The following is a 23,025-nucleotide window of genomic DNA, read 5'->3' on the forward strand; positions in this document are numbered from 1 at the left end:
AAAAAGCGTCAGGATAAAACAGTAAACTAGGTGCGTAGATAATCATTTTTTTTACGATTAGTCTGTGATTAAACCCACGCTTGTTACTCGCTTGCATAAATAAATCAACATGTTGGCTACGCAATCTCCAGAGGTTCAGGTTTACCTAAAAGATAGCCTTGCAGGTATTCCACGCCTAGCGTGATCAACATATCGCGCTGCTCCTGTGTTTCTACGTATTCCGCGACGACTTTTAATTTCATTTCACCTGCAATTTCACAGATAGATTTTATGATCATCTGATCAACGCGGTTACTGGTAATATTTTTGACGAAATAACCATCTATTTTGATGATGTCGGCATTCAGCTTTTTTAATCGCTCATAGTTGGCAAATCCGGTACCAAAGTCGTCAATGGCAATTTGAAAGTGATAGTCGCGTAATGTACTGATGCAATGATGGACAGCGGCCGCATTGATGAAACCTTGCTCTTCGGTTACTTCAAAAACAACGGCGGAAGGGGGCACTCGGTGTTGCTCAAAAATAGCAATAATGCGCTCGGCAATACCATGCTGCATTAACGATAGAGGCATTAGATTAACGGAGAAACATACTTCTTCTGTGGCTAGGTTTTGCGTTCGTATGTATTTAACTACGTTCTCAACCATCAGCAGGTCGAAGCGTGGGCTAAGGTTAAATTCCGCGATTAAAGGAATAAATTTATCTGGCGTAATGATGTCATTGTTATCTTTCAGGCGCGCTAAAATTTCGTAATAGCGTGTACCATTTTTATGCTCAATCGGCTGCGCATGCAGCATGATGCTATTTTCATTAAGTGCATTTTTGATTTTTTGCAGCAGCATGACTCGGTCTGACACTTGGGTTGCGACGACCTGATTGCCCTCACTAAGGCATAACAGACGATCCTCTTGGCATGCTTTTTCACATAGATAGCTTAACTGACCAATACGGCGATGAAGATTATCTGTTTCACGATTAAGTTCGCCATAAGACAAACCATAGTGCAGTTCAACCGGAATATTATTCCAGCTTAACGGGTGCTCTTTGAGCTTTTGGCGTAGCGCATTTAAGCGGGGAATATTTTCGTATTCACTACCAGAAAGAAAAATGAGTAAATCACAGCTAGGTAATTGATATACACGCTCACCGCTGTCCAGATGACTATTAATTACGGCGGCAATGCTTTGTTTACAATGTATCCGCATGCGAAGCCCATAGTGGCGGCTAAGCAACTCGAGGCTGGAAAGATGCAGGTGACATAACACGCCTTTGGGATGAGCACGGACATGATGTTCGAGCGCTCGCAAATTAGGCAGCTTAGTCATAGGATCGGTTAACGCCATAAGCGCATAAACTTTCTGCATCCAGTCACTTTTCTTAAACATCATCGACAGATAAAAAATTGAAACGGTGAACGCGATAAATACCGAGGATATAAAGGTTAGCTCAAAGGCATTATTGGCGATGTGCAAAAAGCTTTTGCTATAGGTCAGAAGCATAAGCGCAGTGAACGACCACAGCATAATGATCAAGCGGGTACTAAAGCGTTTGATGCCGTAGTTAAAATGAACAAATATTGCAGGGGCAACAAAGCCTGAAAATAATACTGTATTGAAGGGTAGGCAAAATACAATCAAGAATAGGGCAAGTAACGCGAACCAACAGATATTGATCGCGCGGCCTTCATTGCTCACGGCTGACTTTAGATCAAACAAGAAAAAGGTTCGCGCATAGCGCCAATTTAGCAACATTCTTATACCGTAATAGAATATAACGCTAAAAATAACCGCGGCAATAATCAGGTTTTGAATATTAATGAGTGTGTAGACATCAGCACTCAGACTAAAGTAGCGTTCGAGCGTTGGTGGTGCGTCAATCAGCGTGCCGGAAGCCACAATCATCACCTTCATCCAGAAGGGGGCAATTAACCCTAGCCAAAATAGACGGACGCCGATCCCGTTATTACCGATATTATAACGCCAGCGTTTACCCAAAATCATCTCGACTACCCATGAACAGCCAGCCAAGGGGATGACAATACTCAAGGTCATCGCTATTGCCGATGAGGGCGTGAAGAACGGGATCATGAGATAGCTAATGCAATATGCGGCTGTCAGCGGGATTAATACGTTTCGCCCAAATAGCAGGATCATTGCAGCCGCCAAACTGACGGGTAAATAAGCTAAGTGAACATTTTCGTAATAGATAACAGCATGAGGTGAGATACTACGAGCGATGGGGAAAAAAAGTAGAGTGACAATAAACGCCGTTATTTGTTTTCTCAAGTTTGAGCTGAATTTAAAAGCCATCGCTAGTTCGCATTAGTCGGTTAGAGTTAATGTAAGAATATAATTTCACCGCATACATTAAAGCGTATAGGAGAATGATGTCTGTAGACTACAGTAGAACTTTATATTCTCTGAATGCCGTAATTGTTACATTTATTATCTGTTTTTTCAATTGAACTAATAATTTACAATATAAGAACAAATTTGGGGGCTTGGATTGTTGGTTTCAAATGATCATGAGCGGTAAAAACTGTTCCGCTAGATATTATTGCTTACGAATACAAGGCTATTTGGACGGAAACTGTATTTCCGTGGGATTATCTGCTCATCAAAGATTAGATATGTGGTGAATTTGTTATGAGTAATTTAACTCAAATAGAAAAGCCACGGTGTATCCGTGGCTTAGGTGATTGCTTAAACTGTGATATTGATCATCTTATTCTCTGCGTTATCACGGGTTACTTGCCCGGCATGCTTTGAGAATATCTAGATTTGGATCGTATTCTTTGGTCTGAACATTCATCATTGCTAGCATGGTATGGAATAGATTGTCATGCGAATAGTTGTTCGTCTTGGCAAGCTTGGCGACACAATCACGATCTATTCCATTGGCTTGAACAAAACCATCCGATAGCCACATTTCCATCGGGACTTTCGTTTGCTCATCGGGGGCAAATTTATAAGGCGTTCCATGTAAATATAGACCATCTTCGCCTAATGATTCACCGTGGTCAGATACATAATACAGCGCGACGTTATAGTCTTTTTCATATCCTTTAAGTCGCTGAATGAACTGGCTGACAACATAGTCGGTATACCTGATGGTGTTATCATAGGTATTCACTAATTCTTGCTGAGTGCAGTTTTCAATATCACTGCGCTGGCAGTCAGGAATAAAGAAACGAAACTCTTTAGGATAGCGTTTGTAGTATGTTGGACCATGGCTGCCGATAAGATGGAATGCCAGCGTCTTATTTTTTCCGTCATTCGGAATAAGTTTATCTAAATCTTTTAATAACACGGCGTCGTAGCAGGTTTCACCATCGCAAAGATTTTTGTCGCTATTCGTCGGCACTATCTGTGTTGGAATGCGATCGCAGGCGCCCTTGCAACCTTCATCATTATCTTTCCAGTAAGTGGACACGCCTGCTTTTTGCAAGATATCCATCAATCCTTCGCTGTTACGAGCCACGTTATTATCAAAGTGTGTGCGCGGCATATTTGAGAACATACACGGCACTGAAATAGCGGTTGCGGTGCCACATGAACTGACCTTAGAGAAATAAATCAGATCGGGCTCTTGGCTGGTATAAGGATTGGTTGGGCGAGCATAACCCTGTAACTGCTGGTTCTGATGGCGAGCGGTTTCTCCCACGATTAAAAAGACCAGCGTTGGCTTGCTGCCTGCTTTTTGTACTAATTTCGCATCGTCACCGATCTTACGGAACGGAATAGGTTTGGTTAGGTAGCGACGATTAATATATTGCGAAGCACTATAGAGATAGTTAGTTGGCACAATTTCCAAATTTAGCGTGCGGTTATTACGGCCAACGGATGCGTAGTCTTGGTAATAGAGGCTCGCGACCAACGCAATAATCAAAAGTGAAACCAGCATAGAAACTAGACGCAGCCCAAAGCGGGCGAGAAAGCCGTGCGCATAGATAATCTGGGTTCTCATCAATAGCACGCAGGGCAGAATGCCGGTGAACAACACCCACAATACCACCGAGAAATTGTAATACGACGAGGCTTCTGCGGGGTTGGTTTCAAAAATGTTTTCAATCATCGAGCGATCGAAAATGATCTTGTATTTCAATTGTGCGTAGCTAGCAAAGGCGCTAACTACCAGAATGATGCAAAAGAAAGGTTTGAAAATCGGTTTAAACGTGAACGGTGTAAAAACGAAGTTCAGAGCGGCAATCAGCACCAGTGGGATTGAAAATGCAAAGCCGAGTTTATAGTTATCTAACGAAGTCAGTATCCGATAGAAATGCAGCAAAATCGGTAAGTTAACGACGAGAGTAAAGTAAATTGCCAAAATAATGGTCAGTGATAAAAAACTGACTCTTAACGCCTTTCGCTGCAAGGTAAACGCTCCCCAAAACCCGTTAAATGACCATGTCTGATGGAATAGTGGCCAAGAATTAAGCGTAATAAATAAACCGCTTTTATAGTGGGGCAGATTAGCGAGCCAAACTTAAGATAGCCTTAAGCCATCAAGGCTTCAGGTGATAAGAACTCAGCGAGTGAAAACAGCGGAATGTCTGCAAAGTGAATGACATTGTGTGATAAAAAAACGCCGCATTGATTATCATGCGGCGTGAAATCTTTGGGCTAATCAGGTGAAGATTTAGCGATATTTAGCAAACGCCAAAATCACCGTCTTCTTGGTAGAGGGCCAAATGTGAAGCCGCTATAGTTTCCTGCTTTTCGCTTCCTAGCTCATTCCAAGAACAGGTAATGTCATTGCCATTAACCGCGGCAACCGTCATTCGCGGGCCACCGCTGGTTTTCTGCACGCTGTCACCAACTGAAAAAATCATGCTTCTCTCCTCAATAAATCGGTCTAAATAATAAACAGAATGCGTTTATCTGATTGAATGTTTAGATATTCAAATAAAGTATGCATTAAAAAATAGACCAAATTAGCCCCGATAAATAGTGAAAAGAACCGATGTCTATAGTGATAAAAATTGAATAACTTTCCGCTGGTGCAGATGCCTATTGGTTCACTCGAATCGCTTTTTCGGATGTCATAAAAAATTGCTCACTTAAAAAACTCATTGCTTTGTTTTTAAAAGTTATTTTCATTTCAAATACCAGAAGGTAACAACTGGCCACACTTTAATTCACAAATAATATGAGGTGAACGCTTGTTTTTTTATTAACCGTAATGATAATCGGTATCATTATTTTTACGGTTCTTTACATGCGCATTGTGCGCAGGCAAGAGAGAAAAGCATGTTTGTTCCCTTCCTCATCATGTTCCGCGAAGGCCTTGAAGCTGCGTTGATCGTCAGCCTTATCGCCAGTTATCTAAAGAGAACCCAGCGTTCGCAGTGGTTGGGCGTCGTCTGGATTGGTGTGATCCTCGCCGCTGCACTCTGTTTAGGATTGGGCATCTTCATCAATGAAACCACCGGTGAATTCCCGCAAAAGCAGCAAGAACTGTTCGAAGGACTGGTTGCGGTGGTCGCGGTCTGCATTCTGACCTACATGGTGTTCTGGATGCGTAAGGTTTCCCGCTCGGTAAAAACACATCTCGAAGGGGCGATCGATAACGCACTCAGTGCAGGTAGAGGACAGGGTTGGGCACTGGTAGCGATGGTCTTCTTCGCCGTGGCGCGAGAAGGGCTAGAGTCGGTCTTCTTCCTGCTGGCGGCATTCCAGCAAGACGTTGGCGTTCAGGCGCCCATCGGCGCGGTATTGGGGCTCGTCTGCGCCATTCTCGTCGGCATGATGATTTATTGGGGCGGAATAAAGCTGCACTTAGCTAAGTTCTTCAAATGGACAAGCCTCTTCATCCTGTTTGTCGCCGCAGGTCTTGCCGCAGGTGCAATACGCGCCTTCCATGAGGCCGGATTATGGAATTATCTGCAAGATATCGCCTTCAATCTTACCGATGTACTTTCTACCCATTCACTGTTAGGAACGTTTTTAGAAGGCATTTTAGGCTATCAAGAAGCGCCTTCGGTGAGTGAAGTGTTGGTCTATTTCCTGTATCTGATCCCCGCACTGATTTTCTTCTTCATGCCACAGCGCGCAGATGTTGCGGCGGTGAATAGTAAAGCGGGTCATTCACGTTAATGAGTTTTCAATACGATTATCCTATTTCTCAGGGAGTTATTTCTATGTCTAACAAGACTTTCCGCCGCACTGCGCTGTCTTTAGCTTTACTGGCCTTACCTGCGACCGCGGCATTTGCCGCCGACGCATTGCCGCAGGTGAAAATCGCGGTCAATGACAAACAGTGTGAGCCGATGACGCTCACTATTCCTGCCGGAAAAACCCAGTTCATCGTGCATAACAACAGCCAAAAAGGTCTGGAGTGGGAAATTCTTAAAGGTGTCATGGTGGTGGAAGAGCGCGAAAATATCGCCCCAGGATTCACCCAAAAAATGACGGCAACCCTTGAGCCGGGTGAATACGATATGACCTGCGGGCTGCTGAGTAATCCGAAGGGAAAAATCATTGTTCAGGCCGCCGACGGCGCAGCCGCGGTGAAGACTGACGCAATGGCGCTGGTGGGGCCGATTGCAGAATACAAAATTTATGTCATGCAAGAAGTTAAACAGCTGGTTGAGCAGACTAAAGCCTTCACCGATGCAGTGAAAAAAGGCGATCTGGCAACGGCACAAAAACTTTATGCTCCAACGCGTCAGCATTATGAGCGCATTGAACCGATTGCAGAATTGTTCTCCGATCTCGATGGCAGCATTGATGCGCGTGAAGACGACTACGAACAAAAGGCGCAAGATCCTAATTTCACCGGTTTCCACCGTCTAGAAAAAGTGTTGTTTGGTGACAAAACCACGAAAGGAATGGACGGCTATGCGGATCGTCTGATGAAAGACGTGCTTGAACTACAAACCCGCGTGACGACGCTGACCTTTGCTCCAAGCAAAGTCGTCGGTGGCGCGGCAGGTCTTATCGAAGAAGTGGCGGCAAGCAAAATTAGCGGTGAAGAAGATCGCTACAGCCGCACCGACCTGTGGGATTTCCGTGCCAACGTTGATGGCGCACAAAAGATTGTGAATCTGCTGCGTCCGATGCTGGAAAAAGCGAATCCTCAGCTGCTCGCCAAAATTGACGCCAACTTTAAAACCGTTGATTCGATCTTAGACAAATACCGTACCAAAGACGGCTATGAGTCTTACGAAAAACTCACCACCGCAGATCGCAATGCGATGAAAGGGCCAATCACTGCGCTGGCAGAAGATTTAGCGCAGCTGCGTGGTGTGTTAGGGCTCGATTAAGATTAGCGATGCGGTTAGAAAGTGAGCGTTCAAAAGCTAGAGCTAAAAAGCGAATCGTAGAAAACTGGGATTCGCAATATTGGGGTTAAAGAAATGAGTGGTAAAGGATGCCCGATCACCGGGCTGACGGGGGAGGCCGAAATGCCTTCCCGCCGCCGTTTACTGTTAGGTGCCGGCGCGTTAAGCGGCGCCTTGGTACTTGGTGGAACAGTAAAGGCAGATACCGGCACCAAACCGTTGGCGACGGATAAATACCCCGAGAGTGCGCGCTGGCAGAAACAGCCCTTCTATGGGGAGCACCAGGCTGGCGTTCTGACGCCGCAGCAGGCTTCGGCTATGCTGGTTGCCTTTGACGTGCTGGCGACGAACGCTGACGACTTGCAGCGCTTAATGAAGCTGCTCACCGAACGTATTGCCTTTTTGACGCACGGCGGTGAAGCGCCGCACGCGGATGCCAAATTGCCGCCGATGGATTCCGGCATCATGGGGCCGGATATTTACCCTGATAATTTGACGATTACCGTGTCAGTAGGGGATTCCCTGTTCGACGAGCGTTTTGGCTTGGCTGCGCTCAAGCCGCTTCAGTTGCAAAAAATGACGCGTTTCCCTAATGACTCGCTGGATGCGGCGATCTGTCACGGCGACCTATTGCTTCAAATTTGCAGCAACAGCAACGACAGCGTGATCCACGCGCTGCGCGACATTATCAAATACACGCCAGACTTACTCAGCGTGCGCTGGCGGCGGGAAGGTTTCATCTCAACCCATGCGGCACAAAGCCATGGCAAAGAAACGCCGATCAATCTTCTGGGTTTCAAAGACGGTACGGCAAACCCAAACGCCGACGACAAGCCTCTGATGAACGACATCGTGTGGGTCACCGCTGACCAAAAAGAACCGGCATGGGCGGTGGGCGGCAGCTATCAAGCGGTACGAATTATTCGTTTTCGCGTCGAGTTTTGGGATCGCACGCCGCTGCAAGAGCAGCAAACAATTTTCGGCCGTGATAAAGCGAGCGGTGCGCCACTCGGCATGACGCATGAGCACGATGAACCGGATTACACTCAAGATCCTGAGGGAAAAGTGATTCCGCTGGATGCGCATATTCGTCTGGCTAATCCTCGAACTCAAGAAACACACAGCAGCTTAATGATGCGCCGTGGTTACAGCTATTCGCAGGGCGTATCTAACTCCGGTCAGCTTGATATGGGATTGCTGTTTGTGTGCTATCAACACGATCTGGATAAAGGCTTCATTACCGTACAAAAACGTCTGAACGGCGAAGCGTTAGAGGAATACATCAAACCGATCGGCGGTGGATATTTCTTTGTACTGCCGGGAGTGAAAGATAAAAATCACTATCTGGGCGAGGGACTGTTCCAGAAGATTTAGTTGAAATATGAATGAGATAAGAACCTAAACTCACGATTTGAACGCCAGCATCCTGCTGGCGTTTTTTGTTTTAGCCGCCAAACCCCGCAGATACTCCTCAAGGGTTATCCCAAGAAAAAGTGCATTCTTTAAGTTGCATTTGAAATGCATATTAAATACTATAATTGCAAAGACGCATTTGAAATGCATATTTAAGAAAGAGCAATAATCAGGAGTGGGTCATGGCTATTCAGGTAAAAAACAACGTCTACTGGGTTGGTAAACAAGACTGGGAACTGCGCGAATTTCACGGCAGCGAATACTCGACTCACAAAGGCTCTAGCTACAACAGCTATCTGATTAAAGAAGAAAAGAACGTTCTGATCGATACCGTCTGGACACCATACGCCGCCGAGTTTGTGGCGAATTTAGAGCGCGAAATCGATCTCGATAAAATTGATTACATCATTGCCAACCACGCAGAAAGCGACCACAGCGGCGCATTGCCTGCGCTGATGGCTAAAATCCCGAACACCCCCATTTACTGCACCGCCAACGGCGTGAATTCCATCAAAGGTCATTATCACCAAGATTGGAATTTCCGCGTGGTAAAAACCGGCGATTCTATTGATATCGGCAACGGTAAAAAATTAGTGTTCGTTGAAGCGCCAATGCTGCATTGGCCAGACAGCATGATGACGTACATGACGGAAGACGCTCTGCTGTTCAGTAACGACGCTTTTGGTCAGCATCTCGCCAGTGCGTGTTTGTTCAATGACGAAATTGACCAAAACGAACTGTATAACGAATGCATCAAGTACTACGCCAATATCCTGACGCCGTTCAGCAAACTGGTCACGAAAAAGATTGAAGAAGTGTTATCACTGAATTTGCCGCTCGATATGATCTGTACTTCGCATGGCATTATCTGGCGCGATAATCCGGCGCAGATCGTTGAAAACTATCTCAAATGGGCAGACAGCTATCAGGAAAACCAAATTACCCTGATCTACGACACCATGTGGAATGGCACGCGCACCATGTCTGAGGCGATTGCGCGCGGTATTCGTCAGGCCGATCCTAGCGTAGTGGTCAAACAGTTCAATCTGGCAAACTCAGATAAGAATGACGTACTGACCGAAGTGTTCAAATCGAAAGGAATTTTGGTCGGCTCTCCAACGGTTAATAACGTGATGTTGCCGCAGGTGGCTGGGTTATTAGAAGAGATGCAAGGGTTGCGCTTTACCGGAAAAGCCGCGGCGGCGTTTGGTAGCCATGGCTGGAGCGGTGGTGCCGTCGACCGTATCTCTTCACGCCTGCAAGATTGCGGATTTATGATGATGCGTGGCATCAAAGCCGAGTGGAAACCGACCGAAGACGCGGTTGCTCAGTGTGAAGCCTTCGGCGCTGAATTTGCTCGCCAGCTTGGTGCTCCCGCATGTTGTGACAGCGGTTGCGCAGGCGCAGAAAAATCCTCTTCAGGTAAATGGATCTGCCGCACCTGTTCATGGGTTTACGATCCTGAACTGGGCGAGCCAAATCAGGGCGTTCCGGCCGGTACCGCATGGGAAGACGTGCCGGACAGTTTCCTCTGCCCAGTGTGCCTGATGGGCAAAGACGACTTCTATCCTGCTGACTGAGGAACATATTATGGCTGAGAATCATCCTGTCATTATTGTTGGCAGTGGTCATGCAGGGCTACAACTGGCGCGCAACGTGCGCCGGTTACAGCCGACCTCTGGGCTAGTGATGATCTGCGCCGATGACGGCGTGGATTACGCCAAACCGCAGCTGAGCCATGCCTTTAGCCAGCAACAAAGCGCAGAGCAGCTGACGCGCAAAACCGCTCAGGAACTGCGCCAAGAGCTAAAAATGATGCTGCTCACCGAACAGCGCGTTGAGGCAATCCATCCCGCAGAACAAACGATTGTGGTCAATGGGCGTACTTTGGCCTACAGCAAACTGATCTTAGCCACGGGGGCTCGCGCTTTTGTTCCTCCGGTAGCGGGTGATGCGAGCGATGACATCAAAACGCTCAACAGCCTGCAAGAGTATCGCCATCTGCGCGAACGAATGATGCAAGGCGATCGAGTTTTGGTGCTCGGCGGCGGTTTGATCGGCACTGAAATTGCGCACGATCTTGCCGTGGCGGGTAAACAGGTCAGCGTATGCGATCCTTCCGCGCAGATTCTGGCGAGTCTTTTACCTGAGTTTGCCGCGCAGCGGCTGGCGGAAACGCTACAAGCGCTATCTTGCGATCTGTTGCTGAACAACACGTTGGAGATGCTACAGCGTCTGCCTCAAGGCCTGCGAGCTACGTTCACCAACGGAGATGCTCGCGAGTTCGACCATGTTATTTGTGCCGCTGGGCTACGCCCAAATAGCGAGCTTGCCGCACAGGCGGGGCTGAACGTTGAACGAGGCATCGTGGTTGATAGCCAGCTTCGTACCTCCGATCCCTATATTTACGCCTTGGGTGATGTAGCGCAGATTGATGGCCGCTTATGGCCGTTCTTACAGCCGATTTCGCAGTGTGCCGCGGCGTTGGCAAAAACGATCGCGGGTGAACCGACTCACGTCACGCTGCCGGTGATGCCGGTCAATGTAAAAACGCCGCGCTTCCCGCTACAGCTAGCCGGGGAAACACGGGCTGCCGACGTAGATTGGCAGATAGAACAAGATGCCGACAGCCTATTGGCGAAAGCCTATCGCGACGAAAAGTTAGTGGGTTATATCGCGGGCGGCACCGCACAGATGCAAGGCTTGGCGCTATTGCGTCAGCTCTCAATATAAAGTGAAAAGGTGAAGACTATGTTCAAGATCCCAGCAAACTATCATGTTACTCGTAGCACACCGTTCTTCAATCGCCAGACCGTACCAGCGGCGTTGCTAAGCCATCACAACACCAAAGCAGGTGTGTACGGCCGACTCTCTGTGATGCAGGGCGCGGTCAAATATTATGGCTTTGCCAACGAACAGGCTCAGACGCCAGAAATTGAAGTCACTATCAATGCAGGGCAATTTGGTGTTTCACCGCCGCAATACTGGCACAAAGTCGAGCTGCTGACCGAAGACACCTATTTCAATCTAGATTTCTTTGCTCAAGATAGTGCAGATACAGAGAAGAGCGATTTAACCAAAGTGGTTGATTGCTAACCTCTAACACAATGTCCCTTCTAGTTTTATCTCCTCCCCGCTCAAGGGGAGGAGTAACCCCAAACGATCCCGCAATAAACCTAAATTTCTGCCCCTTATTCTCGCCATGGCTTTTTATCTCATCTGTCATCCTATGCACTGACTAATTTTCATTTTTAGCAAAAGCCTTGGGATTGCGCGGTGTCAGAAGATAGCGATCTAGAAAAAACAGAAGACCCCACATCCCACAAACTTGAAAAGGCGCGTGAGAAGGGACAAGTACCGCGTTCGCGTGAGCTGACCTCAATGCTGATGCTGGCGGCGGGTCTTTCTATTCTATTGATCGGCGGAGAGCATTTGGCTCGCCAGCTTTCGGCGATGATTTCGCAAGGTTTACAGTTCGACCAACTATTAATTAGCAATGACAAACAGATGCTGCGCCAGCTTGGCAATTTATTGCAGCAGGCCGTGGCGGCGCTCATGCCTGTACTGCTGGGTCTGATGATGGTCGGCTGGGCCGCGCCGATGCTGATCGGCGGTTTTTTCTTTAATCCGGGTTCGATCAAGTTTGATTTAAGCAAGATGAGTCTGCTGTCGGGACTAAAACGCTTGTTTTCCAGCCAGGCGTTAGCGGAGTTGCTGAAAGGCGTGCTGAAGGTGGTTCTGGTCAGTTGGGTTGCCGGATGGTTTATCTGGCATTACTGGGGACAAATGCTAGCGCTTATTGCTGAGTCGCCCCTTGACGCAATGGGCGATGCGCTGCATCTGATTGGCATGTGCGGGCTGTTGATTGTATTAGGGCTGGTGCCGATGGTGGCGTTTGACGTCTTCTACCAGATCTGGAGCAACATCAGCAAACTCAAAATGACCAAGCAGGAAATCAAAGACGAATTTAAAGAACAAGAGGGCGATCCGCACGTCAAGGGACGCATTCGCCAGCAACAACGTGCCGCTGCGCGCCGCCGTATGATGAGCGATGTGCCTAAGGCCGATGTGATTGTGACCAACCCGACGCACTATGCAGTGGCCTTGCAGTATCAGGAAAACAAAATGAGCGCCCCAAAAGTGTTAGCAAAAGGGGCCGGAGAGATTGCGCTACGTATTAAAGAACTGGGAAATCAGCATCGAATCCCTCAGCTAGAAGCACCGCCGCTCGCCCGTGCGCTCTATAAACACAGCGAGATTGGACACCATATTCCCGCCACGCTATATGCCGCGGTTGCCGAGGTTTTAGCGTGGGTCTACCAGCTAAAACGTTGGCAGAAAGAGGGCGGTTTAGCACCGAAGAAACCACAAAACTTGCCAGTGCCGGAAGCACTGGATTTTGCCGGAGAGAAGACCACCGATGAGTAATTTGGCTGCGTTATTACGCATACAGGGAATGAATGGATCCCAGTGGAAGGTGCTGGCTGGCCCGATCCTGATCCTGATGATCCTTTCCATGATGGTGCTACCGCTGCCGCCATTCATTCTAGATTTATTGTTTACCTTCAACATTGCGCTGTCGATTATGGTTCTGCTGGTGGCGATGTTTACCCAGCGCACGCTTGAGTTTGCGGCGTTCCCAACCATCCTGCTGTTTTCCACCTTACTGCGACTCTCGCTGAACGTGGCATCAACGCGCGTTATCTTGCTGGATGGGCACACCGGTGGTGCCGCTGCGGGGCGGGTTATCGAAGCCTTTGGTCACTTCTTGGTCGGCGGCAACTTTGCCATTGGTATCGTAGTCTTCATCATTTTGGTGTTGATTAACTTCATGGTTATCACCAAAGGTGCAGGGCGTATTGCTGAAGTCGGGGCTCGCTTTGTATTAGACGGTATGCCGGGTAAACAGATGGCGATTGACGCCGATCTCAACGCCGGCTTGATTGGTGAAGATGAGGCGAAAAAACGCCGCTCCGAAGTGACGCAGGAAGCTGACTTCTACGGTTCCATGGACGGTGCGAGTAAATTTGTGCGCGGCGATGCGGTTGCCGGACTAATGATCATGGCGCTCAACGTGGTCGGCGGGCTGCTGGTGGGGGTTATTCAGCACGGCATGCCCGTTGGGCAAGCGGCTGAAACGTATACCTTGCTGACCATCGGTGACGGGTTGGTTGCTCAGATCCCTGCGCTGGTTATCTCCACCGCGGCAGGTGTGATCGTGACCCGCGTCAGTACCGATCAAGACGTTGGTGAACAGATGGTCACCCAGCTGTTTAGCAATCCACGCGTCATGATTTTAAGTGCTTCGGTGCTCGGGCTACTAGGCCTTGTGCCGGGGATGCCAAATCTGGTGTTCCTACTGTTTACCGCAGCATTGCTGGGTATTGCTTATTGGATTAGCAAGCGAGAAGGGCGTGCGGCACCATCGCAGGCTGAACAAGCTATCCCTGAAGCGCCTCCGGTGGTTGAAGCCACATGGGAAGATGTTCAGCTTGAAGATCCTCTGGGGCTAGAGGTGGGGTATCGCCTGATTCCAATGGTCGATTTCCAACAAAACGGCGAATTGCTTGGGCGTATCCGCAGCATTCGTAAGAAGTTTGCACAAACCATGGGCTTTTTACCGCCGGTGGTACATATCCGCGACAATCTGGAGTTGAGCCCGTCGGGTTACCGAATTTTGCTCAAAGGGATTGAAGCGGGACGCGGTGAGGCACATCCGGGCCGCTGGTTGGCGATTAATCCGGGCAGTGCGGCGGGAACTTTAGAAGGCGAGGCCACGGTCGATCCCGCGTTCGGTCTTCCTGCCATTTGGATTGATAACGCTTTGCGGGAGCAGGCGCAGATTCAAGGTTTCACGGTGGTCGAAGCCAGCACGGTGGTGGCAACGCACCTTAACCATTTGGTCGGCAATCATGCCAGCGAGCTGTTTGGTCGCCAAGAAGCCCAGCAGCTGCTGGAGCGTGTTACGCAGGAAATGCCTAAGCTGACCGACGATCTGATCCCAGGCACTGTCACCCTGACTACGTTGCACAAAGTTCTGCAAAATCTGCTGGCGGAAAAAGTCTCGATTCGTGATATGCGCACAATCATTGAAACACTGTCTGAACATGCGCCGACGCAAAGTGACCCTTATGAACTAACGTCGGTGATCCGCGTGGCGCTAGGCCGTGCGATTACCCAACAGTGGTTCCCAGGCGAGGGCGAGATTCAGGTCATTGGTTTGGACACGCCGCTTGAGCGCTTGTTACTACAGGCACTACAAGGCGGTGGCGGTTTAGAACCCGGTTTGGCCGATCGTTTATTAGAGCAGGCGCAGCAGGCATTACAGCGTCAGGAACTGCTCGGTGCGCCGCCGGTGCTGCTGGTCAACCACGCGCTGCGCCCTCTGTTAGCGCGCTTCCTGCATCGCTCGCTGCCGCAGCTGGTGGTATTGTCGAATATGGAGATCAGCGACAACCGCCAGATACGAATGACGTCAACCATTGGTTCAGCATAATGAAACGCGCCATTTCACTCACACTTCTGATGATATTTTCCAGCTCTGCCAGCGCCGCTGGCGGCAGTTGGTCGGCAGATAGCACTGGCGCAACGCTCAGCCATAAAGGCGTGAGCGTCACGTCACGCCCGTTAAGTCCTTCAGTGGGAATTCCTGCTGGAGCCACGATTCAAGATGTGGTTTGGCGCTATCAGCTACTAAATCCTGCGCCAGCAGGATTAGCGGTACAGCTTTGCTCCCCGCAACGCTGCTTTTGGCTAGACAGTGCCAATGGACAAAGCTCGGCGCTACAGGGCGAATCCGCCGCATCCCCATTGACGATGACGCTACAAATTCCGGGCAAAGGCGTGATTTACCCACCGGTACGCGTGGTGAGTCAGCAGGTGATTGTGAATTATCGCTGAGGCGAACCATCCCACCGTTTTAAACATAGATAAGTACTAATCCCCATCCCAACCCTCCCTGTAATGGGGGGGAACCAAACTGCGTAAATAGATAGGAAGCTCGATCCGCCTTTCTTTTTAAAAAGGGAGGTTATCTATGCCGTAGGTGGAGAAGTTCAAATGTTATCTTCGAGATATAAGAATATCTCGATCTGCTCCTCCCCCTGCGAAGGGGGAGGCTGGGAGGGGGTATTTCTAGAGGCTCTGAGATATCTGGTGTGGTCGAACTAAATACTCAACTTCCTACCCGTAATCATCCCGCTTTGCGCCTGCCCATCGGGGCCATACAGCGACTGGCCATGACGGCTTTTCAGCGTATCCAGTGCGCCTTGATTGCGAGTGAGGTGTTGGTTAAGCAACATGCCGTTGTGCTGGTTCATATCGTGTAATCTCTTGGTGAGATCCATGATGTTTTGCCACAGCGTGAAAAGTTCGGCATCTTCTGAATGGGGGGCTTGATCGCCGGTATTATGACGATGCTGTTCCTGATGGCGAAGCGTGGCGAGCAGATTCTCTTTTTCTAACGTGGCGGCCTGCAAACGCACAGCGTCTACACGACCGGCACACAATAGCGACTGTTCGTTTTCAAGCTCAACTTCAAGCGTTTTCAGGGTGTCCAACATGTGTTGCAGCACGTCTAACGTTCCGGGCATAAATGACTACCTGTCAGTCGTTTGATTTCAGTAAATCGTGGGTATCCTGCAACAGTGCGTCGGCAATTTTTCCGGTATCCATGCTCAGTTCGCCGTTGCGGATAGCCAGCTTCAATGCTTCAACGCGTTCAACGTTGATGTCTTGGCCGTTAGGCTGCATCAAGCGTGACTGTGCATCGCTTAATTTAACCTGTGCGCCGTCAACCGCAGGTTGGCTGGCCGCCTCTTTGCGTTTCTGTTGCTGAATTTCGGATGCTTCTCTTGGCTGAATCGGACTTACACCGCTCAGCGAATGGGTGCGATCTATGCTCATTGTCATTATCTCACTGGTTAGTTGGCGCTAGCCTGTTCTGTCATTAAACACAGCGACAACGTGTTTTTCTCTGTTTGTACCATCGGCCCGGCAGCCAATAACTTTAGTCATAATTGCTTTTTTCGCTCGGTTTATTGCATTTTTTTTTCAAAAAACGCTAAAAAACGCCGTCAAAGCCTGAAACGATTACATTAACAGCGTTATTGAGCCCTGTTCGGTGGCTTTGCCGGTGATAATTTGTCCTGATGCTAGCCGAACCCGAACGCTGTCGGCGATAGCCGCATTGTTGAGTGCCTTCCCTTCGCTGGTGACGTTGAAGCCGTCTCCCTGAGCCAAAATCTGCACCGACTGTCCCGCTTTGATTATCCATGAACGGCGGATCATAGATGTGGTGACCGTTTGACCTGCGGCTAAATCACGCGTTAATACCGCGCTGTCGAGCTGGCTTATTTCCATAATGCTGCCCGCCGGAAGCTTATCCAAACGTCCCTGCGTCATTTTAAAATCCGCTGGGCTGATATGCTGCCCGCGCGTCAACGGAGATTGAGCAACGGGGTATTCCCCAGTCACTTGAACTTCAACCTGCAAATAGCGTTTATCCTGAGGACATTGGGCAAGCACGCTCACGGTTCCCCAACGACGCGCCGAAGAGGGCATGGAAAACTGTGGCATTTCACACTTTGGCCATTGTGACTGCGGGGAGCGGATATTAACGTTTACCTGCTGATTCTCTGCGCTGTATTGCTGGCTAAAAAACTGGTGCAGCCCTTCTTCAAGCGCTGATGCCGCTTGAGCAGCTGGCAAGAATAAACAGCCTAATAGGGCGGCATTTATGATGAACAGCGGCTTTAATGAGCCAAAACGCATATGGCCTCCGCAGGCGATAATGACGGTATTGGGATAACTTAAGTTCCTTAGTCTAACGTCTTCATCGCAAAATAAAGGCCACAAATAGCGCCGCATTATGCCCTTATTCCTCCCATCACCTGTATTAACCCACGTCTATGCTATCCACTCCAAATTGTCATTCTTGACGATCTGCTGGCCCGTTTTACGCGGCGGCAGCCCGTCCTAAACCACTTAGCGGAGAAGGTATGCTCGATAAACTGGATGCTGCGTTACGTTTTCAGCAAGAAGCTTTAAACCTACGCGCACAGCGTCAGGAAATCCTGGCTGCCAATATCGCCAATGCTGATACCCCTGGTTTCTAAGCCAGAGATATTGATTTTTCATCACAGCTCACGCGAGCCATTGAACAAGGCCGAGTGAACGGCAGCGGTGTCTCTCTGACGACCACCTCCAGCCGTCATATCCCAGCCCAGAATTTCCAGCCACCTGAATTGGACATGCTTTATCGCGTGCCCGATCAGCCTTCGCTGGATGGCAATACCGTAGATATGGATCGCGAACGTACACAGTTCGCTGATAACAGTCTGCGTTACCAAACCGATCTCACCGTTATCAGCGGGCAGATCAAAAGCATGATGTCTGTGTTGCAACAAGGATAACGACCATGTCGATGCTCAGCATTTTTGATATTTCCGGATCGGCGCTAGCGGCTCAGTCGCAGCGTATGAACGTGGCGGCCAGCAACATGGCTAACGCCGACAGCGTAACCGGACCGGACGGCGAACCATACCGCGCCAAGCAGGTGGTATTTGAAGTTCAGGCTGCGCCAGGGCAGGAAACCGGCGGAGTGAAAGTCTCGCAGCTGGTGGACGATCCGTCGCCAGAGCGTTTGGTGTACCAACCGGGTAATCCGTTAGCCGATGCCAAAGGGTATGTGCGGATGCCTAACGTCGACGTCGTAGGGGAAATGGTGAACTCCATTGCCGCCTCACGCAGCTATCAGGCGAACGTCGAAGTCCTCAACACCACCAAATCGTTAATGATGAAAACATTAACGCTTGGCCAATAACAGGAGGCGCTATGGCAGTTTCTGTCTCGCTTAATGATCCGGTTGATATTTCCAGCGCAACCAACAAAAACACCAAAGTTACGGGCAGCGATGGATTAACCAGCCAGAACAGTCAGGACTTAAGCAACAGCTTCCTGACGCTTCTGGTTGCGCAGCTAAAGAATCAGGACCCAACCAATCCACTACAAAACAATGAGCTGACCAGCCAGCTGGCGCAGATCAACACCGTTAGCGGCATTGAAAAACTCAATACCACGCTGGGATCTATTTCCGGCCAGATCAATAGCAACCAGTCTCTACAGGCCAGCAACCTGATTGGTCATGGCGTAATGATCCCAGGCAAAACTATTTTGGCCGGTAAAGAAGAAGGTGACACCACGACCAGCACCACACCGTTTGGGTTTGAGCTGGAAAGTGGGGCGCAAAGCGTGGTGGTTAGCATCAGCGATGCGAACGGCGTGGTTGTTAAGCAAATTGACTTAGGCACCCAAACCGCGGGCGTCCACAGCTACACCTGGGACGGTACGCAAACCGACGGCACCAATGTGCCAAACGGTGCTTACACCTTCAGCGTTAGCGCCACTAACCAAGGCCAGCAGATGGTGGTTCAGCCCCTGCACTTTGGCTTAGTTAACGGCGTAACCAAAAACGGCAATGGCGCATTGCTGGAGCTCGGTATGGCGGGCACTGCTTCGCTTGATGACGTGCGCCAGATTTTGTAGCACTGACGGATTTATCTAATCGCTTATTTTGACCTTCAGATACAGGACCTCACATGGGATTCAACCAAGCAGTCAGCGGCTTAAACGCCGCCGCCAGTAACCTCGACGTTATCGGCAACAACATCGCTAACTCACAAACCGTAGGGTTTAAATCCGGCTCTGTAACCTTTGCCGACATGTTTGCAGGCTCAAAAGTGGGTCTAGGCGTAAAAGTTGCCAGCGTACAGCAGGACTTCACCGACGGTATCACCACCACCACTAACCGTGGTTTGGATGTGGCGATCAGCGGTAACGGTTTCTTCCGTATGCAAGATGCCAACGGTGGCGTTTATTACTCACGTAATGGCCAGTTCACCAAAAATCAGGACAACTACCTGACCAACGCGCAGGGCGTATTCCTGACTGGCTATCCAGCAGCAGGCTCACCGCCAACCATTCAGCAGGGTGCGCAGCCTTCACCAATTCAGATCCCAACCGGCATGATGCCAGCCAAGGCCAGTAGCTCAGGCAACATGAGCATGAACCTGAACTCGGCGCATGAAGTACCGAAGAATAACCCGTTCAAAGTGGACGACGTTGATTCCTATACCTATGCCGCGTCCATCACCACCTACGATTCGCTGGGTAACTCCCACAACATGAATCTCTATTTTGTGAAGGGCCCATCTACCGCGGCAACACCTCCAGCGACTGGTACCACAACACCGTGGACGGTGTATAGCGTGGACAGCGCCGCCGCAACGGGTACTGCACCGCAGAACGCGGGGCAACTGGTGTTTGACCAAAACGGTACGCTGCAAAATTCCGGCACGCCTTTAGCGCTGAACATGGCGGCTAACAACGGTGCGCCAGCGCAAAACTTCAACCTGACCTTCACCGGTTCTATGCAGCAAAACACCGGTAAAGATGGTGTGACCGCCAAGAGCCAAGACGGCTACGCCGCAGGTGAGATGACCGGCTATCAGATTAACGATGACGGCACTATTACCGGTACCTACTCCAACCAGCAAACTCAGCTGCTTGCCCAGATTGTGATGGCCAACTTTGCCAACCCAGAAGGCCTACAGTCTGAGGGCAACAACATGTGGAAAGAGAGCGCGACTTCCGGTCAGGCGATTGTGGGGGTTCCGGGCGCAAGCGGCTTGGGCGCATTGACCAGCGGCGCGGTGGAAGCGTCAAACGTCGATCTGAGTAAAGAACTGGTCAACATGATTGTTGCTCAGCGTAACTACCAGTCCAACGCGCAGACCATCAAAACGCAGGATCAGATCCTGCAAACGCTGGTTAACCTGCGTTAATTATCACTTACCCACATCTTCTGGGCGCAGAGGAAACTCGCTGCGCTCAGAGGTAACAGGCAGATGCTATGGATCACGCGATTTATACCGCGATGGGGGCCGCAAGCCAAACCCTCGAACAGCAGTCAATTACCGCCAACAACATGGCGAACGCCAGCACGCCCGGCTTTCGTGCTCAGTTGGCCGCGCTACGCGCCGTGCCAGTTGAAGGCGATAGCATTGAAACCCGCACGCTGGTCACCGCCTCAACGCCGATGCACGACATGAGCATGGGCAAGCTGGACTATACCGCGCGCCCTCTGGACGTGGCTTTGCAGCAGGATGGCTGGCTGGCAGTGCGTAATGCTGACGGTACGGAAGCCTATACCCGTAACGGTAATTTGCAGATTAACACAGCAGGACAGCTGACCTCGCAGGGCAATTTAGTGATAGGCGATAACGGCCCGATTGCGATTCCCGATCGCGCTGAAGTCACTATCGCGGCTGACGGCACCATCACCGCGCTCGGCGCAGGCGACCAGCCAAATACCACGACTCAGGTTGGGCGTTTAAAGCTGGTGAAAGCCACGGCGCAGGAAGTTCAGCACGGTGACGACGGCCTGTTTCATCTCACGGCTGAAGCACAGCAGCAACGCGGTGCCACGCTGACGCTCGATCCTGAGGTTCGTCTGATGCCCGGCGTGTTGGAAGGAAGCAACGTTAAACCGGTGGATACGATGGTCGATATGATCGCCAACGCCCGTCGTTTTGAAATGCAGATGAAGGTCATTCGCAGCGTGGATGACAACGAACAAAAAGCCAACCAGCTGTTGTCATTGAGTTAATAGCCGCTGCGCGATTTGAATAACTGTAGGAGTGTTTGAATGATCCGTTCACTGTACATCGCAAAAACCGGGCTCGAAGCCCAGCAAACTAACATGGATGTTATCGCCAACAACTTGGCGAACGTCAGCACCAACGGCTTTAAACGCCAACGTGCGGTATTTGAAGATCTGATGTACCAAACGCTGCGCCAGCCGGGAGCACAATCTTCCGAGCAAACGACGCTGCCTTCGGGGTTACAGATTGGTACCGGTGTGCGTCCTGTTGCTACCGAGCGCCTGCATAGCCAAGGCAACCTGTCGCAAACCGACAACAGCCGTGACGTGGCAATCAAAGGTCAAGGTTTCTTCCAAGTACAGCAGCCGGACGGCACGCTGGCCTATACCCGCGATGGTTCATTTCAGGTTGACCAAAATGGTCAGTTGGTAACCTCAAGTGGTTTCCAAATTGTGCCTGCGATCACCATCCCTGCCAACGCCACCAAGCTGACCATCGGCCGTGACGGTATTGTGAGCGTGAACCAGCAAGGTCAAACCGCGACCACGCAGGTTGGACAGCTGACGCTAACCACCTTTATTAACGATGCGGGTTTGGAAAGCGTGGGTGAGAATCTGTATCAAGAAACAGAAAGCTCTGGCGCACCGACCGAAAGCACGCCTGGCCTGAACGGCGCTGGCATGTTGTATCAAGGCTATGTTGAAACCTCGAACGTCAATGTGGCGGAAGAGCTGGTCAATATGATCCAAACTCAGCGCGCCTATGAGATCAACAGTAAAGCAGTGACAACGTCTGACCAGATGCTGCAGCGCTTAACGCAGCTCTAAGGACTGATAGCCGCATGTTTATTGAGACATCAGACGTCAGCTATAACCCCACCTTACCCCATACCTCTGGGGACGGTAGGAATGCGATCGGCTCCTTCCCCTGCAAAGGGGAAGGCTGGGAGGGGTTTCAAGCAAACTTATTATAAGTGCCGCACTGAGTGCGGCTTTACTGCTTTCCGGCTGTGCCTACATTCCACACGATCAAATCGTGAAGGGAACCACCACGGCCTCACCGGCACCGGCGGCACCGCCCATTGCCAATGGTTCTATCTTCCAAAGTGTGCAGCCGATGAACTACGGCTACCAGCCGCTGTTTGAGGATCGCCGTCCGCGCAACGTTGGCGATACGCTCACCATCGCGCTGCAAGAAAACGTCAGCGCGAGCAAAAGCTCTTCGGCGAACGCCAGCCGTAACGGTAAATCCAGCTTTGAAGTGGCCACGACGCCGCGCTATCTGGAAGGGCTGTTTGGCAATGCGCGTGCCGATATGAATATGTCTGGTGACAACCAGTTTGGCGGCAAAGGCGGCGCCAACGCGAACAACACCTTTAACGGCACTATTACCGTGACCGTGGCGGAAGTTTTAGCCAACGGCAACCTGAAAGTGGTGGGCGAAAAACAAATTGCGATTAACCAAGGAACCGAATTTATTCGTTTCTCCGGCGTCGTGAATCCTCGCACCATCAGCGGCAGCAACACCGTGGTTTCAACGCAGGTGGCTGATGCGCGTATCGAATATGTTGGCAGCGGGTATATCAACGAAGCGCAGAACATGGGTTGGTTGCAGCGATTCTTCCTCAACCTTTCACCGTATTAATAAGGTCTGACCCTATGTTGATAA

At 50.1% G+C, this 23,025-nt stretch carries 21 protein-coding genes and 1 pseudogene; 16 read left to right on the plus strand and 6 right to left on the minus strand.

What is annotated here, in order from left to right; all coding sequences use genetic code 11:
- Positions 1-116: 116 nt before the first annotated feature.
- From DSM2777_RS10750 to DSM2777_RS10760, 3 genes are all read right to left on the minus strand, one after another.
- Positions 117-2,309 (minus strand): sensor domain-containing phosphodiesterase, encoded by a 2,193-nt coding sequence (locus DSM2777_RS10750; RefSeq protein WP_061553931.1) that lies wholly within the window; start codon positions 2,307-2,309, stop codon positions 117-119.
- Positions 2,310-2,739: 430 nt separating this feature from the next.
- Entirely contained in the window at positions 2,740-4,374 is a 1,635-nt protein-coding gene (locus DSM2777_RS10755; RefSeq protein WP_061553932.1) for a phosphoethanolamine transferase, read from the minus strand.
- Positions 4,375-4,648: 274 nt separating this feature from the next.
- Positions 4,649-4,831 (minus strand): YodC family protein, encoded by a 183-nt coding sequence (locus DSM2777_RS10760; RefSeq protein WP_061553933.1) that lies wholly within the window; start codon positions 4,829-4,831, stop codon positions 4,649-4,651.
- 418 nt (positions 4,832-5,249) lie between these two features.
- Between DSM2777_RS10760 and efeU the strand changes: the two genes are divergently transcribed.
- The 9 genes from efeU to DSM2777_RS10805 all read left to right on the plus strand — a co-directional run bounded on the left by efeU (position 5,250) and on the right by DSM2777_RS10805 (position 15,595).
- Complete coding sequence (efeU, locus tag DSM2777_RS10765) at positions 5,250-6,095, plus strand: iron uptake transporter permease EfeU (protein WP_061553934.1); 846 nt, start codon at positions 5,250-5,252, stop codon at positions 6,093-6,095.
- Between the two features lie 44 nt (positions 6,096-6,139).
- Positions 6,140-7,264 (plus strand): iron uptake system protein EfeO, encoded by a 1,125-nt coding sequence (efeO, locus tag DSM2777_RS10770; RefSeq protein WP_061553935.1) that lies wholly within the window; start codon positions 6,140-6,142, stop codon positions 7,262-7,264.
- A 93-nt stretch (positions 7,265-7,357) separates the two neighbouring features.
- A complete protein-coding gene (gene efeB, locus DSM2777_RS10775) occupies positions 7,358-8,656 on the plus strand; it encodes an iron uptake transporter deferrochelatase/peroxidase subunit (RefSeq protein WP_061553936.1) in 1,299 nt (432 codons plus the stop codon).
- A gap of 221 nt (positions 8,657-8,877) precedes the next feature.
- Entirely contained in the window at positions 8,878-10,275 is a 1,398-nt protein-coding gene (gene norV, locus DSM2777_RS10780) for an anaerobic nitric oxide reductase flavorubredoxin (RefSeq protein ID WP_025802316.1), read from the plus strand.
- 10 nt (positions 10,276-10,285) lie between these two features.
- A complete protein-coding gene (gene norW, locus DSM2777_RS10785) occupies positions 10,286-11,428 on the plus strand; it encodes an NADH:flavorubredoxin reductase NorW (RefSeq protein ID WP_061553937.1) in 1,143 nt (380 codons plus the stop codon).
- A gap of 18 nt (positions 11,429-11,446) precedes the next feature.
- A complete protein-coding gene (locus DSM2777_RS10790; RefSeq protein WP_061553938.1) occupies positions 11,447-11,791 on the plus strand; it encodes a TehB family protein in 345 nt (114 codons plus the stop codon).
- 180 nt (positions 11,792-11,971) lie between these two features.
- Positions 11,972-13,123 (plus strand): flagellar biosynthesis protein FlhB, encoded by a 1,152-nt coding sequence (gene flhB / locus DSM2777_RS10795; RefSeq protein WP_061553939.1) that lies wholly within the window; start codon positions 11,972-11,974, stop codon positions 13,121-13,123.
- Positions 13,116-15,191: a flagellar biosynthesis protein FlhA gene (gene flhA, locus DSM2777_RS10800; protein ID WP_046458506.1), complete on the plus strand. Its 2,076-nt coding sequence runs from the start codon at positions 13,116-13,118 to the stop codon at positions 15,189-15,191. Before flhB ends, flhA begins: the two co-directional genes overlap by 8 nt.
- Positions 15,191-15,595 (plus strand): flagellar protein FlhE, encoded by a 405-nt coding sequence (locus DSM2777_RS10805; protein ID WP_046458507.1) that lies wholly within the window; start codon positions 15,191-15,193, stop codon positions 15,593-15,595. Before flhA ends, DSM2777_RS10805 begins: the two co-directional genes overlap by 1 nt.
- A 266-nt stretch (positions 15,596-15,861) precedes the next feature.
- On the opposite strand, the gene DSM2777_RS10810 is transcribed toward DSM2777_RS10805, so the two are convergent.
- The 3 genes from DSM2777_RS10810 to flgA all read right to left on the minus strand — a co-directional run bounded on the left by DSM2777_RS10810 (position 15,862) and on the right by flgA (position 17,467).
- Positions 15,862-16,287: a flagella synthesis protein FlgN gene (locus DSM2777_RS10810; RefSeq protein ID WP_061553940.1), complete on the minus strand. Its 426-nt coding sequence runs from the start codon at positions 16,285-16,287 to the stop codon at positions 15,862-15,864.
- 13 nt (positions 16,288-16,300) lie between these two features.
- Positions 16,301-16,600, minus strand: a complete 300-nt coding sequence (gene flgM / locus DSM2777_RS10815; RefSeq protein WP_025802300.1) for a flagellar biosynthesis anti-sigma factor FlgM — start codon at positions 16,598-16,600, stop codon at positions 16,301-16,303.
- 186 nt (positions 16,601-16,786) lie between these two features.
- Positions 16,787-17,467: a flagellar basal body P-ring formation chaperone FlgA gene (gene flgA / locus DSM2777_RS10820; protein WP_061553941.1), complete on the minus strand. Its 681-nt coding sequence runs from the start codon at positions 17,465-17,467 to the stop codon at positions 16,787-16,789.
- Positions 17,468-17,694: 227 nt separating this feature from the next.
- On the opposite strand from flgA, the pseudogene flgB reads away from it, so the two are divergent.
- From flgB to flgH, 7 genes and pseudogenes are all read left to right on the plus strand, one after another.
- Positions 17,695-18,108: pseudogene (flgB, locus tag DSM2777_RS10825) on the plus strand (flagellar basal body rod protein FlgB).
- A 5-nt stretch (positions 18,109-18,113) separates the two neighbouring features.
- Positions 18,114-18,518, plus strand: a complete 405-nt coding sequence (gene flgC / locus DSM2777_RS10830) for a flagellar basal body rod protein FlgC (RefSeq protein ID WP_061553942.1) — start codon at positions 18,114-18,116, stop codon at positions 18,516-18,518.
- Positions 18,519-18,529: 11 nt separating this feature from the next.
- Positions 18,530-19,240 (plus strand): flagellar hook assembly protein FlgD, encoded by a 711-nt coding sequence (gene flgD, locus DSM2777_RS10835; RefSeq protein WP_061553943.1) that lies wholly within the window; start codon positions 18,530-18,532, stop codon positions 19,238-19,240.
- 53 nt (positions 19,241-19,293) lie between these two features.
- Positions 19,294-20,538 (plus strand): flagellar hook protein FlgE, encoded by a 1,245-nt coding sequence (gene flgE / locus DSM2777_RS10840; RefSeq protein WP_061553944.1) that lies wholly within the window; start codon positions 19,294-19,296, stop codon positions 20,536-20,538.
- Between the two features lie 68 nt (positions 20,539-20,606).
- Positions 20,607-21,362, plus strand: a complete 756-nt coding sequence (locus DSM2777_RS10845) for a flagellar basal body rod protein FlgF (protein ID WP_046458513.1) — start codon at positions 20,607-20,609, stop codon at positions 21,360-21,362.
- A 39-nt stretch (positions 21,363-21,401) separates the two neighbouring features.
- Positions 21,402-22,184 (plus strand): flagellar basal-body rod protein FlgG, encoded by a 783-nt coding sequence (gene flgG / locus DSM2777_RS10850; RefSeq protein WP_046458514.1) that lies wholly within the window; start codon positions 21,402-21,404, stop codon positions 22,182-22,184.
- 115 nt (positions 22,185-22,299) lie between these two features.
- Entirely contained in the window at positions 22,300-23,001 is a 702-nt protein-coding gene (gene flgH, locus DSM2777_RS10855; RefSeq protein WP_061553945.1) for a flagellar basal body L-ring protein FlgH, read from the plus strand.
- Positions 23,002-23,025: the final 24 nt, after the last annotated feature.

The organism is Obesumbacterium proteus (assembly GCF_001586165.1).
GTDB lineage: Bacteria > Pseudomonadota > Gammaproteobacteria > Enterobacterales > Enterobacteriaceae > Hafnia > Hafnia protea.